The organism is Variovorax sp. Soil_C_39, assembly GCF_057656815.1.
Window position 1 is genome coordinate 1 of record NZ_JBDGJQ010000018.1, and the last position, 14,419, is coordinate 14,419.

General features: G+C 60.9%; 9 protein-coding genes and 2 pseudogenes. 7 read left to right on the forward strand and 4 right to left on the reverse strand.

Annotated features, from left to right (window positions below):
• Positions 1 to 86 precede the first annotated feature (86 nt).
• Positions 87 to 1,808: a hypothetical protein gene (locus AC3A6J_RS26435; RefSeq protein ID WP_487862984.1), complete on the reverse strand. Its 1,722-nt coding sequence runs from the start codon at positions 1,806 to 1,808 to the stop codon at positions 87 to 89.
• Positions 1,809 to 2,305: 497 nt separating this feature from the next.
• Between AC3A6J_RS26435 and AC3A6J_RS26440 the strand changes: the two genes are divergently transcribed.
• Together AC3A6J_RS26440 and AC3A6J_RS26445 are read left to right on the forward strand one after the other, a co-directional pair.
• Positions 2,306 to 3,790: an nSTAND3 domain-containing NTPase gene (locus AC3A6J_RS26440; protein WP_487862985.1), complete on the forward strand. Its 1,485-nt coding sequence runs from the start codon at positions 2,306 to 2,308 to the stop codon at positions 3,788 to 3,790.
• Positions 3,739 to 6,141 carry a hypothetical protein gene (locus AC3A6J_RS26445; protein ID WP_487862986.1) on the forward strand — a complete coding sequence of 801 codons (2,403 nt, stop codon included), beginning with the start codon at positions 3,739 to 3,741 and terminating at the stop codon, positions 6,139 to 6,141. Before AC3A6J_RS26440 ends, AC3A6J_RS26445 begins: the two co-directional genes overlap by 52 nt.
• Before the next feature lie 106 nt (positions 6,142 to 6,247).
• Here the strand turns inward: AC3A6J_RS26445 and AC3A6J_RS26450 are convergent, their stop codons facing one another.
• The 3 genes from AC3A6J_RS26450 to AC3A6J_RS26460 form a co-directional block, all read right to left on the reverse strand.
• The gene (locus AC3A6J_RS26450) at positions 6,248 to 8,716 is read right to left on the reverse strand and encodes a YecA family protein (protein ID WP_487862987.1); all 2,469 of its coding nucleotides are present in this window, start codon (positions 8,714 to 8,716) and stop codon (positions 6,248 to 6,250) included.
• A gap of 93 nt (positions 8,717 to 8,809) precedes the next feature.
• Positions 8,810 to 10,156, reverse strand: a complete 1,347-nt coding sequence (locus tag AC3A6J_RS26455; protein ID WP_487862988.1) for a HipA domain-containing protein — start codon at positions 10,154 to 10,156, stop codon at positions 8,810 to 8,812.
• Positions 10,157 to 10,163: 7 nt separating this feature from the next.
• A complete protein-coding gene (locus AC3A6J_RS26460; protein WP_487862989.1) occupies positions 10,164 to 10,493 on the reverse strand; it encodes a helix-turn-helix transcriptional regulator in 330 nt (109 codons plus the stop codon).
• 289 nt (positions 10,494 to 10,782) lie between these two features.
• On the opposite strand from AC3A6J_RS26460, the gene AC3A6J_RS26465 reads away from it, so the two are divergent.
• The 5 genes and pseudogenes from AC3A6J_RS26465 to AC3A6J_RS26485 form a co-directional block, all read left to right on the forward strand.
• Positions 10,783 to 11,121, forward strand: coding sequence for a hypothetical protein (locus AC3A6J_RS26465; RefSeq protein ID WP_487862990.1), 339 nt, complete (start codon positions 10,783 to 10,785; stop codon positions 11,119 to 11,121).
• A 51-nt stretch (positions 11,122 to 11,172) separates the two neighbouring features.
• Complete coding sequence (locus AC3A6J_RS26470) at positions 11,173 to 11,556, forward strand: hypothetical protein (protein ID WP_487862991.1); 384 nt, start codon at positions 11,173 to 11,175, stop codon at positions 11,554 to 11,556.
• A gap of 81 nt (positions 11,557 to 11,637) precedes the next feature.
• The gene (istA, locus tag AC3A6J_RS26475; protein WP_487862992.1) at positions 11,638 to 13,149 is read left to right on the forward strand and encodes an IS21 family transposase; all 1,512 of its coding nucleotides are present in this window, start codon (positions 11,638 to 11,640) and stop codon (positions 13,147 to 13,149) included.
• Positions 13,142 to 13,950: pseudogene (gene istB, locus AC3A6J_RS26480) on the forward strand (IS21-like element helper ATPase IstB). Before istA ends, istB begins: the two are co-directional and overlap by 8 nt.
• 173 nt (positions 13,951 to 14,123) lie before the next feature.
• Positions 14,124 to 14,360, forward strand: a pseudogene (locus AC3A6J_RS26485) (IS3 family transposase); the annotation flags it as partial.
• Positions 14,361 to 14,419 lie beyond the last annotated feature (59 nt).

A 14,419-nucleotide genomic window follows, 5' to 3' on the forward strand; every position in this document is an offset into this window, starting at 1 on the left:
AATCACCGGTCACGTTCGTGCGGAATGCTCGGTCACGTTCGTCCGGAATTGACGGTCACGATGCTCCGGAATACCCAGCTGGATAGCTAAACCGCTTTGGCGCCGCCGTTGTCGTGTTGCAGGACTTCGAGCAACGCGCCCAGCGTTTCGTCGCACTTGGCGGCAAGATCATAGAAGTGTGCGCGGAAGTTCCCGTGTTCAGTGCGCGCCTCGCGGATGGCGATTTCCTTCTTGGCAGACGTAGCGTGGCCACGGATCTCGGTGCGCAATGCATGCAGTTTCGCCAGGGGTGCCATTCGCTCTTTTGCCTGCTGCGGCGTCAAGCCCTTACCCACGAGGATCTCGCCCAAGACCCGCAGAGAGGCCCAGGAGTCGTTAGGGCTGCGCCCGAGCTTTCGAGCGATCGCACGAAGCGGCGTAACGACGAACCCCTCGACCACCAGTTGGTCCAGCGCGAGAATCTCGTCCGCCCATTCCTTCGGGGAATCCGTCGCCGGCGCAAGCACCGCGTCGACGACGGCGGTACCTCGCGGGCTCCACCATGCCGGTCGAGTCTCATCAAGGTTGCGGACCTTCGACTTCAAGGACATGAGCGGGTCATAGTCGGTCTGCCACTCGCCGAGGATGTCCGTCTTGTGGGCACGCGCCGAGATGGGGCCCTTTGGCCACTCATTGAAGGTCGCCCAGTACATCTGCTCTTCGTACGGAAGATCGGCAAGATAGCCGATGTAGGTATGCACCTGCCCGGCCTCGTTGATGTCATACGTCTTGAGGTACCAGCCGCCGCGGCAGGTGATGCTCCGTTCCTCAAGGGAGTACTTTTCCGGGTCCGCCTTGAAGCGATGCAACACCTCCGGACGAAAGAACGCCGGAGAGATTTGCCACGGCAGGTCACTCTTTTCGAAATAGCTGACGATGTGTTTCGGGCTGCACGAGGTTTCCACGTCGCGATCGTTCTTGCGGTCATGGATCTTGAAAGTGGCGTACGACTTCTCTTCATCTCCGCTGAACTCCCTGCGCCACTCGTCCTCCAGAGTGTCAACGGTGACTTGGGGGCGCACGATCATCGCGCCGTTCACGTAGCTCGCATTGGCCGTTCCACCGCCGTGGAAGAACAGGTCCTGTTCATTCCGGTTGAATCGTTGCCCATCGTTCCATCCGTTGAACGCGCTCGGCTCGGTGCGCGTGAAGTCAAATTTCAGCACAAGTGCCATGCCGGCCAGCGCCATGTACGCATCAAGGTCCCTGCGAAGGATGGTCACGAGCTCGCACGGTTCGTCAGAACCCGGAACCTGCGGCGCAATGACGCGGATCACGTCCTCGATGTCACCGTTCTTGTCCAACCGGCAGTAGGCGCTGCGCTCGGGCACGTAGTGCACGTCCAGGCAGTGGATGAGCTTCTCGCTCAGCTCAATGCGCGCTCGCCCCGTCTGCACTCCACGAAAAGAGCGTCGATGCACGAGCGGCTCCCCACCCGCGAGGGACCGACCACTCGTTCCGGGAAATGGTGGCTCCAAATAGACACGATGTCCTTCGCTGCTCCACGATTTCTGGGTTTTCCAGCTCGCGTCCGTAAATATGATCGCATTCTGCAGGCCCTCTGCCTCGGATGTGGTCAAGTTCTCCAGCGGCGCGAGCACGCCGACGATCAACGCCATCGGGGCGGCGGCAAAGATCACAATTTCGTCGGCCAGCGCATTGATTCGAAGAAATTCGACTGAGCTCTCAGCACCTCTGAACCACCGTCCATCGTCGTCCAGTGGCGGGGCCGCAATGGCAATCAGTTCGTTGGAATTGAAACGGCGCATAGCCAAGTGTATTTCTTCCGCCCGTGGCCCAACCGCGGACGCTCATTGGACCCGCAGAGAGCGAGCTGCCACCTGCCAGGACCCATGCGGGCATTCGTCGACTCTGTGAAGACCACCTCGGCAGCCCCTGCAAAGCCGCAAGCTGACGTCGGACATTCGAACCGGGCAAGGGCGACAGCACGCGGCCCTCGCTACGTGCCCTCAAGATTCACGGGGCTCACCACACTCGCTCATGCATCTAAACCGTCATGACCTGACCGGTAGCCCACGAGTGAGACGATCCCTCTCCGTCGAACTTAAAGTTCAATTAAGCTTGCACGCTTGAGCGGGGAGGGATATGACGCCAGATGGGAACCACGAGCGGCGCAGGCAGCCACGCGTAGAGCTAGATTCGCACGGAGAACATAACAACGCCTTGCGCCAGAACGGGGGCGAGTCGGCATTGACGTTGAAGCCGCGGCCCGCGCGGTCCGACGCCAATTCCGCGAGAATCCCGCATGTCTATTGAGATTGTCGGTCCCAAGAAGTATCTCCTACAGGACCTCACGTGTGTCTTGGTCGCGGTTCTCTACGCAGAAGCCGAATCCTCCACGCTCACGATCGAGACTCGCGGGGGGGAGGATGCCGAGCTTGAATTCTTGGCCAACGGAGCGGTCTTACACGTTGAAGTTCAGGTGAAGGGCGCCGAGGGCACTGTCACACTTGACAGGGTCGCGGATTGGCTGGCCCACTTCCCTCCTTACGCGTTATCAGGCTCTTTGCTTGAACGGCTGGTCACTGACCGCCAGAGAATTGTGCTGTTCACTGCGAGCGGGAGGTGCGACGACGCAGCGTCCGCATATGTGGTGCCTTTTTCCGATCAGGTGGGACGAAGAGCCGCCGGGTCGCTTAAGAAAGCGCATGCGGCGGAAATGAAGGCGGCTCTCTACCGTTGGACGGCGGGGGGCGCTGGCGACGACAGTCTTGAAGACAAGCGCCGAGCTGCGTTGAAGACGTACCTGGATTCGCTCAAAGAGCGATCCCTGCAGGAAGCGCTGCACCAAGTACTGATTGTGGAGCGTTCACTTGAAGCCGATGTGACAGGAAAAGCCGAAGGCCTTCTGCTCAAAAGGCATCAGGTTGTACCCGATCGACTTGAAGACACCTTGAGGAGAATCCAGAAGATCGTCGTTGACCACAAAGGAACGGGCAAGGACATACTTCCTCTTGTGCGTGCGGCAATCAATGCGGCCAAGGCTCAGACTAGTTTACGGCCCCCCGACTATGTGCGCCGGGGCGATGAAGAGGCGCTAAAGGCCCGTCTCGCCGGGGAGAAGGCGTTGCTATTGGCTGGTCGACCGCGTGTTGGAAAGACATCGACCGCGAGGTATGTCGCGGCGGCCTTGCAGGACCAGGGGTTTGCCGTTCTTGTCACCAGCAGTGTTGACGCTGCCCAGCGATTTCTGCTAGAGCCGGTCGACCAGCCTCGGGTGGCCGTCGTCGACGATCCGTTTGGCGGCGCCCACAGCGTGCCGTCGGCTCTGCGAGAGATGGAGTCACTCGATCGACTCATTTGCGACCTGTCTGTGCACCGCCGAATCATCGTGGCGCAATCCGAAGACCGTCTTTCGGAGGTAGTACGCGGCGCTTCGCTTGCCAAACTCAGGACGGGAGGGCTCGCGTGGGTACAGCTAGATCCCCTGTCTCAACAGCACCTCGCGGAAATTTGGCGAGGCCTATGCCTGCGCCGCAAGATCCCCGAAGGGCTTGCGAGCTTGGTAGCGCATGCACTGAGCGAAGGCGATCTCGCGCTTGAGCCGGGCTGCCTGGTACACCTCGCTTACAACTACGAGTCGCTGCCACCAGACGCGCGCTTGGCTGACGTCGAACGGCTTGGCCTCAGAATGCGAGTTCATTCGGTCGAGCGTTGGCGGCAGAAGGATTCACAGCGTTGCTCGAAGCCCTTGCTGTGGCCACGACGCCTCAGCGTCCCATTCATTTGACGGAGCTCGCGTTTGTTATGGGCCACGGCGGACCTGCACGGCCGGGTGAGTCCAACGTTAACGGAACGATGGTGTCATTCGGCGGCGGGCCGCCCCCAAGCTCGCCAGAACCTCGCTACGGTCCCGATCCCAGTCCCACCGAGGCGGAATTGCGAGCACTTGAACTCTTGGAGTTGCGTCGCATCATCGAGGAAATCGGAACAGACACACTGGGCTTTTCGCATTCTTTCTACCGCGCAGGCGCGGAGTCCCTCTTGGATGCTCCAACCATCGCAGCCGGTCACAGACTCGTGACGCATGTCGAGCGTGCCATTTTTAGTTTGTCATCGGTCACAGCTTCCGCCGCCGCGGCGAACCTTCATTGGCTGTACAGCTCTTCGGCAGAACGTGCTCCTGTACGAACCGCATTAGTCGAAGCGGCAAAAGCTGGTCTCAAATCGATCTTTCCGGTCACGCGAGACGCCTGCTTCGCTTTTCTGAGTAGCGTCCTTGCCAGCCTTCCAGTCAATGAACAGGCTGAGGTCACCCAGTGGGTAAACGCGGTCACTGCGTTCGCTGCTTCAGAAGTGGGCTGGTTTCGCGGCGAACCACGTATCCCACAGGCAAATGCTTTGTCGGACGTTCTCGAGCTCGACCTTGCGCGCCCGAGTCCGAACGATGCTTCAGTTCGCGCAGTAGTCGCGGTGCTGAACAGCACAGACGCGGCGCCGATCACACCGCAGGAAGCGGCGCTTGCCTTGCCGCACTACGAATCACATCCGAAGAAGTTGAGTGCACAGGCTGTTTCAAGGCTACTGAGCTTTGATGTTGGGCTAATTCGCGCCCCGACCGCAGCAGCTTGGCTACGCATTCCTCGAGAGGATGACGAAGTCATCCTCAGGCGGATTTTCGGAGATGACCACCCTGCCGTCGTGCGTGCAGTCTACCGATCGGTAGTGATTGCATGGTGGGAGTGCGACGTAGCCCGCAGAGAGTTGCTGAAGCTCGGCTTACTCAGGTTGGCCAGCTCCCCGACGGGGGCCGCGTCGCTAGTCGACCAGATGGTTCTGTTCGGGCGTGCCGAATATGGAGAGCGTCCGCCGTGGGAATTGTTTGGTTCGTTGATGCCGCTCGTGTTGCAAATGCTGCCCCCGGGAACAGCGTTGCATGATGCACGGCTGTACGATGTGGTGCGCACCGCCTCAAAGCACATCCCGGTGGATGCACTCCTATCGATTGCCGACCGGTGGATCGAATACTTGGAAGCGCTACCGAGTGCTAGGTCCGCATCTGACTATCTTCTTGGCTGTACGGTTGTTCTTGTTGAAGGAACCAAAAAGTCTCCACATCTTCGGGAAGCACGTCTTCTCAAATTCTTGCAGCTTGGGGGAACGGCAACTCGAATCCGCGTTGTCGCAGATCTCACCGATCTTTGGCCGCACCTCAGGGGCGATGAACGCCAGGAGTTCCAACGGCACTTGGCCGCCGAAGCTGCCGACTCGGTTTGGTTATCTGCGGCAGTTTTAACGCGCGAGGAGGTTCCTGAACAACTCGCAAAGACCATCCTGCCTGCGCGATTCTCCTTAAGCGAGGGGCCTGCAGCCATCTTGTCTTCCCTAGAGCCCGAGCTGCTGAATGCATGCTTGCTCATCTACACGGGCGGCCACCCCACGCTTTATTCGATAGGGGCGCACGGGAATCGAGGGGAAATCTGGGATCCAGTCGTTGAAGCGGTCGCCCTATCTCCGACACACGAGCTGTTCGAGGTCGCGTGGGAGCATCTGGCAATCGGCGACGGGGCGCGTTCTGCGCGACTTATACGATCCTTGGGGACGCCAAACGCCCTCCGCCTGTTTGAGCTGATGATGTCACGAAAGCTCAGAACAACAGGCGACTTCATGCCCAAAGCATGGGAAGCATTGTTCGAGGTTGCTCCGGATGTCGCGGTGCGCACTGAATGGCTCAAGCGGATGGCCCTTGCCGCGCCGCGCGTTCTTGACGGCCTCTTCGAGGTCAAGCAGTGGATCCCGCAGGAGTATCGCAACGAATTTCTTGCTGAGTTCCCCGGCGATCTGAACGTCTATAAATTCTTGGCCCAGCTTGACGATGCGTCCGAGATAGCGCCGCCACCTGGTCACGAGGTTCGAGTCATGCTAAATGACGCCATGATCAAATTGCTGCGGAAGATCATCGAAACCACTCCCCCTTTGCATTCGGCGACTTTCGAACACGCAGCCGCGGCGCTACGGCGGCACGGTATCGACGGTCGAGGATTGTTGGAGGAATTGGAACAACGGCGCCTTGCTGCTCACCCTTCGTATGATGGCTCGCCACAACCGTACATCCCCGAGCTGAGAAATTGGGTGAACTGAGCGGCCGATAAGATGTGACACGATTCGCACGTTGGCCCCGACATGTTGACGGCCGAGGATGTCGCCGCCATCTGGTCAAAGGCGTTGGATCGCCCGATCGAACAGATCAATGGTCGAGCAAGCAGCATTTCTTGAACTTTCGGCCACTTCCGCAAGGGCAAGAGTCGTTACGACCGATTCTTGATCCGCCGCTACTCGCCTTTTCGATGCGATTGGCGCGCAGCCGGGCGGCGATGCCCGACAAACGGGGCAGTTCGTCCTCAGCAATGTCGGCCCGGGTGAGTGTCCGCCATTCGGCGTCGACCAGTCGGCCATCATCGCCGTAACTCAGTTCAAGCAGTGTTCGATCGATTTCACCATTCAGCAACAGCAGGGCCTTCGCATGATCCTGTGCCAAGGATGCATTCCGCTCGCTCGCCAAGGCCGACCACGGAAAAATTGTGAGTCGAACTTCCCCGTGCGTTGACATTGGTCGCGGCTGCTTCTGCGCCGCTACGGCGACTTCAGAGGCCACCCCGTCAAACACCTTTATGCGCCAGTCACCACTGATGTCCAACAGATGCGAGGCAAGTACTGAAGCCCCCGCCTTCACATTTCGTTCCAGCAGATCGAGCACCTCGGTCAGGCCTTTTGGCATGTCCTGGCGCAAGGGGGTAGCGTCCACCTCCTCTGCGAGCCGCGCGCCAAAGTACCTGTCGATGTCGACCCGATAGCCGACAAACTGCAAGTGCGCCTGACGATTGGGGAACAGGCCGGCGGCCTGTTTGGCATAGTGGTTGTGCTTCAGGTACAGGCCAAGGTGGTCCAGCTCGTCATCCAACTGCAAGACGGTCGAGCCGAAGGCTTCTTTCCGTTGTTCAACATAGTGCAAGAACTCGAAGGGGTTCGAAAACACGTCCGCATAGACCCTCAGATCGTCGATCGCCATGGACCAAACTGGAGTGGCGCCCACATCGACACCAACGCTTCGCAGATGCTGAATCTGTGCGGCCAGCTCGGTGAAGGGATCCAGCGTCACCGCGCACACACTCACATGGCGGAAGTCGCCGAATCGCAAGCGCGCGACTTCATCACCCGCAGCGTCAAACACCGTAACCTCTGCTGCAGACTTCAGGTAGCCGAGGAATCGAAGCCCTTGCTGGGCCGGGCTGGACACGAGGTTCTTGAGGGACTGCACGTGCGCATCGACATCCGTAGCCGGAGACGTGTAGGTAAACGCGCCCGCCTTGACTTCGACGATGAACAGGTGATCGTCAAAAATCACCAGGCCGTCGGTCTCGAACCGCTTGGATGCGGCGCCATCGGCCGTCCAGTAGTACGCCTCGCGAATACACCGTGACCCTGGAAGGATTCTTTCAAGGTATTTAAACGGCAGGGTCTCGGTCACTTCCTTGCGCTTCGTGATCCACTGCTGCTTGAGCTCCTCCCCTTGCATGAACACCCGCTTCTCAAACTGCCTATAGAAGTGGTCAAAGAGCGTGGATAGATCGAAGCAGTAGTACCGACTATTCAGCTTCAGGAACGGTCGCTTGAACGTCGGCCATACGCGCAAGGGCCAGCCGCGAAAGGAGCCGTCAGCAAGGAAGTCCTTGTCTTCGCCCGGCGACCAAGCAAAGTCTCGGAGAAAGGCCTCCGGAAGGGTTGTGATTTTCTCAACATCGAACAGGTCGTACAGCATGAAAAGTCCGACTGCCCTCTCCTGCTCATCTTGCAGCCCATTTCGAACAACCGCCTGCCTCAAGAACTCCCCTGGATCCCCCTCGACCGGTGCGATGCCAGCGGCGAGATCCGTCTCGGCTGCCGCCAACGCCTTGTCGCGGAAAGCCCTCATGGCTTCGAATGAATCTGTCACCCCAAAGGTGAGCGACTTCCAAATTTTCTCCAGTTCGTCGCAGAGCAGTTCCGCTGACAGGCCATACATGCGCTCAATGACTGCCTGCTGATGCTCAAGCAGGTCTCTCAGCGCCTGTACCTGGTGCACCTGATAGCGCTCGCCAGTTACGTTCGCCCAGTACACCTGCGACTTGAACTGGAACTCTTCAAACTCCATGTCCAGTTGCGGGTTTTCGAGTTTCCGCTTTGCAGTGGCCACCATGAAGTACTCGCGGTTCAAGATGTCGAACAGGTTTTCCACTTGGGCCTGCAGCTTCATCCACTCTTCGTCGGGCAGCTCCGCCTTCACATTTCCTGCGGGCTCCACAGCTGCAACGACGCTCTGCACAAAATCGAGCATGCGACTTGCGTGCACATGTTCCGACTTCACGTCGAACTCGTTGTCGATTCCCAATGTCGCAGCTGAGCGCTCCCACCAAGCGCGATGGAGCATCTTTAGCGGAGGAAGGCCTGCAACCAATTCAACAATTGCGCCGACGGACTCATCTATTCTCCGAACGACGTCATCGTGACTGGCCGCCAGGCGCTGCTGCATCAGGTCGAACTCGCCTTCGGCCCAGTCCGCCTTCCAAATGACGTTCTTGCCGAAGCGTGCGACCTTCAAGGGGCCAGCCGAAAAAGCCTCGTCAGGACCTCGAGCCGTCGAGCGGCGATTGGTGACCTTCTTGAATTTTTTCTTCATTGCACTTGGGCTTGATCGGTTCGTCGCTCCATCATGGCAGCTACAACGGTGTTTGCGCTTGACATGTACTGCGACTCGCGATGTCCCCCAAGCTCACTCGTAGTCGGCGCGCTTGGCCCGGGAGATCTGTTTGGTGTGCACCCGCTGGCGGGCGCAGATGCCCAGAATCACTTCCTTGACGCGCTGCGCGACAGCGGCCGGGACGCCTTGCTGGAGGCTATCTGCCACCAGCGCGTCCATCGCGGCGAGCACCTTTCCGGCGAGGGTGTCGAGTTCGTTGGCCACCAGCCGGAACGGCAATTTGCACTGGTAAGCGAAGTGGCCCCATTCGTAGGGGCTCAACTCGTGCTCCGAGAACGCATCGCCATACGCCATCGCGTACGCGTCGCCGAAGCCGGCATCGAGGGCTTCCATGCAGACAAGGTCGTACGCCGGTGCAAGCCGGAGACCGCGCTCGTCGCAGAAGAACGACACGTTCTTGCCGTGGGCATCCGTGTTGCCGATCAACACCTGGAAGATGGCCCAGCGCAACAAGCCGAGCCGATCTACCGCCGGCAACGGGCTTTGGTCGATCAGCGAGAAGAGTTTCGGAAAGCTCACCCCATCGCGGAGGTGGGCGACTTCCGCACCGTCACCGTACGCGCGCTCGTACTTCATGGCCACTGACAAGCCCAGAGCCTGGCAGCCGTCGACGATATGCAGGCGTCGGATTCCGTCCGGTGCCTCGACACGGTCGAACCGGCGCACCAGCAGTACCGGTTCCGGCACGTGCACCAGCCGCGTCGGCGCCACTTCGAGCCCGACGCGTCGCGCAAGCTGCATGCACATGTGCTCATTCGCCGGCAGGCTGGCCAACTGAGGCCGCACCGGCACCGGTTTCACGATTTCGGTAGAGGCCAGCCGGCCGCCTTCGACCAGGTACCACCGGCCTTCCCGCTCGTAGACCGCGATCTTGTCCTGGTACCCCGCGATGGACAGGCGTACCTTGCCATCCCAGACAGAAAAAGGCAGGTTCCCACGTTCGCGAATCCGTTCGGAGAGCTGCTCGGGCGTGATCTCGCGCAGCTGATCGGCGCCAGCGTCGGGGGGCACCGCCGCGTTGTCATCGGTGAGCGTAACGCGCAATGCGCCCGCGGTTTCCTGACCGAGGGCGATCAGCAGCCCCACCAGGTTCGATCGCGTGGTGCCGGCCGACTGCGCGGCGTGGTCCAGCGCCTCGCCTTCGGGCAACAGGTTTTCGAAGAACTGCCGGACTTGCGCACTGTGCTGTTCGGCGGTTTCGCCGGCCGGCCGCTGCAGCGGAAGCTGCGGGCTCAATGGAAAGCGACCTGCGGCTTCGCGCCAGCCGGCCGCGTAGTCGAAGCTGAACTGGTTGGCCTTCGGGTCGTGTCCCAGGACGCCAACGAGGTCGTGACCTACCCAGACATCCAAGGTCACCATCTTCGGCTCACCTGCCGGGCGACGCGCCGTCCGGCGTGCCCTCGACGCCCGGCTTCAAGCTGGCCAGGGCGCGCCGGACGCCCTCCCGTTGTCCACCGGGGACGGCCAGGATCGACACCCCGAACTCCCGGGCGGCGCGCAGGGCGGTGTCCAGGCTGACGCTGCTCTTGGCAGTCTCGAGGTTGGTAAGGGTCTGCCGCGCGACCCCAAGCAGCAGCGCAGCGTCGGCTAGCGTCATATTGGCCGCGCAGCGTGCCGCACGGATCGACGCGCCGAACGCTTTGCTGTCCGACACGACCAGGTCCGGGGGCGGGGAGATGAACTTGACGCGTTTCATAAAAGACTAGATTTCTAGATTTTATGACAGCGGACCGGCAATAGATAGGGAAATGTCTAGAAAACTAGCCCTAATGGTCTCGAAGAGGCATTTCAACGCGTCATGCCTAGAATTCTAGACAATTATTAGGAAATACGGTCCAAAGTTCCAATCCCTAGCATCATCCGGCACCGTATATACGGTGCCGGATGATGCTGAGATACAGTTCTAAGGAACTACATACCGTGTTGGTAGGAGCGGGTATATATACCCGCTCCTACCAACACGGCTAGCACCACGAAAGGCCTCAATGGAACCCGAAGTCTGGATGAAGGTAGCGAAGGCGCCGATTCACCGGTACTTCGAACGGAGCCCCCAGAAGGTATTCCGGGCCACCGAGCTGAACAACCTTTTCTTGGAGCACCGGGCCCCGTGGCGGCTGTCCGCCGTCAGCTTCAAGGATTTCCTGAAACTGCTGCCAGCGTACTCGAAGTTCTCACGTCTCGAGCTTCCTTTCTCAACACGCACGCAAATCTGCTACGTCTGGGGTGACGCGGCGCCGCTGCCGGCCCTCTTGGCGCTGGAACCGCAAGCCTACTTCAGCCACCAGACGGCGTTGGAGCTCCACCAGCTGGTCGCCGGCACCTGAAATCCCATTTACCTCAACGTGGAGCAAGTGGCCCGGCTGAGAGACGAGCCCGTGGTGCTCGAGCAGGCGCGCATTGACGCGGCCTTCAAGCGCCCGCCACGCATGTCCAACAGCGTGGCGACGTTTCAGGACAAGGAGGTCCGACTGCTCAATGGGATGCAGACTGGAATGCTCGGCGTCGTGACCGCGCTATTTCCCCATGTGGATCCGGTGCATCCACTGCACGTCACAGGACTGGAGCGCACCCTCATTGACATCGTTGTCCGCCCCGCCTACAGCGGCGGCCCACGGCAAGTCCTCCAAGCCTATGCGGCTGCGAGAGACCGCACATCCATCGACACGATGGCCGGCATGCTGCGCGAGCTGGACTACATCTACCCCTACCACCAGGCGATTGGCTGTTGGCGCCGACCGGAAACTGAGCCAGTTTTGTAGGTAGTGCCGAAGTAAAAGTGAGCCAGGTGTTCAACCTACCCTGCTGTTTTTTTACGCAGCGGGGTTCGAGGAGTGATCACCATGGACATGATTGGCAGGATCCGTCGGCTGCACGTGAGGGACAAGCTGTCGGAGCGCGAGATAGCGCGCGTGACAGGGCTGTCGCGCAACACGGTGTCGAAGTGGCTGCGCGCGCCGGTTGCCGAAGCGCCGAAGTACCGGCGCGAGGCGCGCCCGAACAAGCTCAGCGCGTTCGAGGCAACGCTGAAGCAGGCGTTGACGGCCGATGCCAGGCGGCCCAAGCACGAGAGGCGCACGGCACGTGCGCTGCATGCCGAGATCAAGGCGGCAGGCTACGGCGGCGGTTACTCGGCCGTCACTGACTTCGTTCGAGCGTGGCGCCAAGGCGAGGGCCAGGCAGTCAACGTCACGGCGTTCGTGCCGCTGGCCTTCGAACTCGGCGAGGCCTTCCAGTTCGATTGGAGCGAAGAGGGCTTGGTCGTCGGCGGCATCTATTACCGCATGCAGGTGTCGCACCTGAAGCTGTGTGCGAGCCGTGCGTTCTGGCTGGTGGCATACCCGAGCCAAGGCCACGAGATGCTGTTCGACGCCCACACGAGATCGTTCGCAGCGCTGGGCGGCGTGGCGCGCCGCGGGATCTACGACAACATGCGCACCGCCGTCGATAAGGTTCACAAGGGTAAGGGTCGCACCGTCAATGCCCGCTTCGCCGTGATGTGCGCGCACTACCTGTACGACCCCGACTTCTGCAACGTCGCCTCGGGCTGGGAGAAGGGGCGCGTGGAGAAGAACGTGCAGGACAGCCGTCGGCGCATCTGGATCGAGGCGGCCCGGCGCCGCTTCGGCTCCTTCATCGAACTCAACGCCTGGCTGGGCGAGCGCTGCCGGGCCCTGTGGAACGAGGTGCGGCACCCCGAGCACAGCCAGTTCAGCGTGGCCGAGATGCTCGAGCACGAGCGGCCCCACCTGATGCCCATGCCTGAGCCCTTCGATGGCTACGTGGAGAAGCCCGCGCGGGTGTCGAGCACCTGCCTGGTGTCGGTGGCACGCAATCGCTACTCGGTGCCGTGCGAGCTGGCCGGGCAGATGGTCAGCACGCGGCTGTACCCGGGCAGCGTGGTGGTTGTCGCAGACGATGCGGTCGTCTCGCGCCACGAGCGGATGAGCGATTCGGGCGGTACGCGCTACGACTGGCAGCACTACATCCCGCTCGTGCAGCGCAAGCCCGGCGCGTTGAGGAACGGCGCACCCTTCGCCGACATGCCCGAGGCGCTGCAACGCCTGCGCCGTGGCCTGCTGCGCCAGGCCGGCGGGGACCGTGTGATGGCCCAGGTGCTGGCCATTGCGGCAACCGCCGGTCTGGATACCGTGATCGTGGCGGTCGAATTGGCCATGGAGAACAGCCCTCCATCCGGGCGCGTCAGTGTGGAGCATGTCGTCAACGTGCTCGGCCGGCTCAATGCGCCGGCAACGCCGCCAAGCGCCGAGACGGCGCTGCAGGTCGCAACGCCGCCGCTGGCCAACACGGCGCGCTATGACAGCCTGCGTGGCCAGGAGGTGGGCCATGCGTGACGTGACCGTTGAGCTCAAGGCATTGCGCCTGCACGGTATGGCCGCTGCCTGGTGCGATCTGCATGAGCAAGGGCCGGCCTCGGGTCTGGAGGCCTCGCGCTGGCTGGTAGAGCATCTGCTGCAGGCCGAGTCGACGGACCGGGCGATGCGCTCGGTCCAGTACCAGATGACCTCTGCACGCTTCCCGGTGCACCGAGATCTGGCGGGCTTCGACTTCGATGCCTCGCCGGTGGACCAGAAGCTGATCCAGCAGCTCGCGACGCTGGAGTTCACCGAGGCGGCGCACAACGCCGTGCTGGTCGGCGGACCGGGCACAGGCAAGACCCATCTGGCAACGGCCTTGGGGTGTCGGGCATCGTGCGTCAAGGCAAGCGCGTGCGGTTTTACTCGACGGTCGATCTGGTCAACGCGCTGGAGCAGGAGAAGGCCCAGGGCAAAGCCGGGCGGATCGCCAGTGGTCTGCTGCGCATGGACCTGGTGATCCTGGACGAGCTGGGCTACCTGCCGTTCAGCCAGGCCGGCGGCGCGCTGCTGTTCCACCTGCTGTCCAAACTGTACGAACACACCAGCGTGGTGATCACCACCAATCTGGACTTCGCTGAATGGTCGACGGTGTTCGGCGACGCCAAGATGACGACCGCCTTGCTCGACCGCCTCACCCATCACTGCCACATCGTGGAGACGGGCAACGAAAGCCATCGCTTCCTGCACAGCAGCGCCACGGCGAAGAAGCGCATAAAGGCTCGAGAGCAGACCCGCAAAGCAGGCACCAAGGCCGAACCAACAGGCGCCACTGACTAACGGCGGCCGCGCGTGGCAAGGCGCTACGGGCTACGCCCTTCGCGCCCTATGAGTTCGATCATCAGAAGCGAAGGAGGTCAGAAAAAGGCAAGGCATACACTTATCCACAGTCGACCATTGCTGCGTCGGCTTCCACCCCTGGCTCACGATTCAGTCGGCGCGGTGGCTCAGTTTTACTTCGGCGCCAACAGCGCAAGGGGTACTCTCCTGATAACGCGGCATGCGAAGGCTTCTTCGGTCGGTTGAAAAACGAGCTGCTCTATCCTTGCAACTGGCAGTCATCGAGCATCGAGCAGTTCACCCAGACCTTGGACTCATACATCCGCTGGTACAACGAGAAGCACATCAAGATATCTCTCGGCGCTCTCAGTCCGGTCGAATATCGAAAAACCCTCGGTCTCGCGGCATAACTAGTCTAAGAATTCCGCCGCACCCCGTAGTTATCCCGAGAGCGTCCGTCCGCCACTAG

Excerpts from the sequence above, each read along its gene's own strand:
- AC3A6J_RS26465 (WP_487862990.1), top strand. The coding sequence starts at position 10,783 with ATGGAACCCGAAGTCTGGATGAAGGTAGCGAAGGCGCCGATTCACCGG.
- AC3A6J_RS26455 (WP_487862988.1), bottom strand. The coding sequence starts at position 10,156 with ATGGTGACCTTGGATGTCTGGGTAGGTCACGACCTCGTTGGCGTCCTG.
- AC3A6J_RS26435 (WP_487862984.1), bottom strand. The coding sequence starts at position 1,808 with ATGCGCCGTTTCAATTCCAACGAACTGATTGCCATTGCGGCCCCGCCA.
- AC3A6J_RS26460 (WP_487862989.1), bottom strand. The coding sequence starts at position 10,493 with ATGAAACGCGTCAAGTTCATCTCCCCGCCCCCGGACCTGGTCGTGTCG.
- AC3A6J_RS26440 (WP_487862985.1), top strand. The coding sequence starts at position 2,306 with ATGTCTATTGAGATTGTCGGTCCCAAGAAGTATCTCCTACAGGACCTC.
- AC3A6J_RS26450 (WP_487862987.1), bottom strand. The coding sequence starts at position 8,716 with ATGAAGAAAAAATTCAAGAAGGTCACCAATCGCCGCTCGACGGCTCGA.
- istA (WP_487862992.1), top strand. The coding sequence starts at position 11,638 with ATGGACATGATTGGCAGGATCCGTCGGCTGCACGTGAGGGACAAGCTG.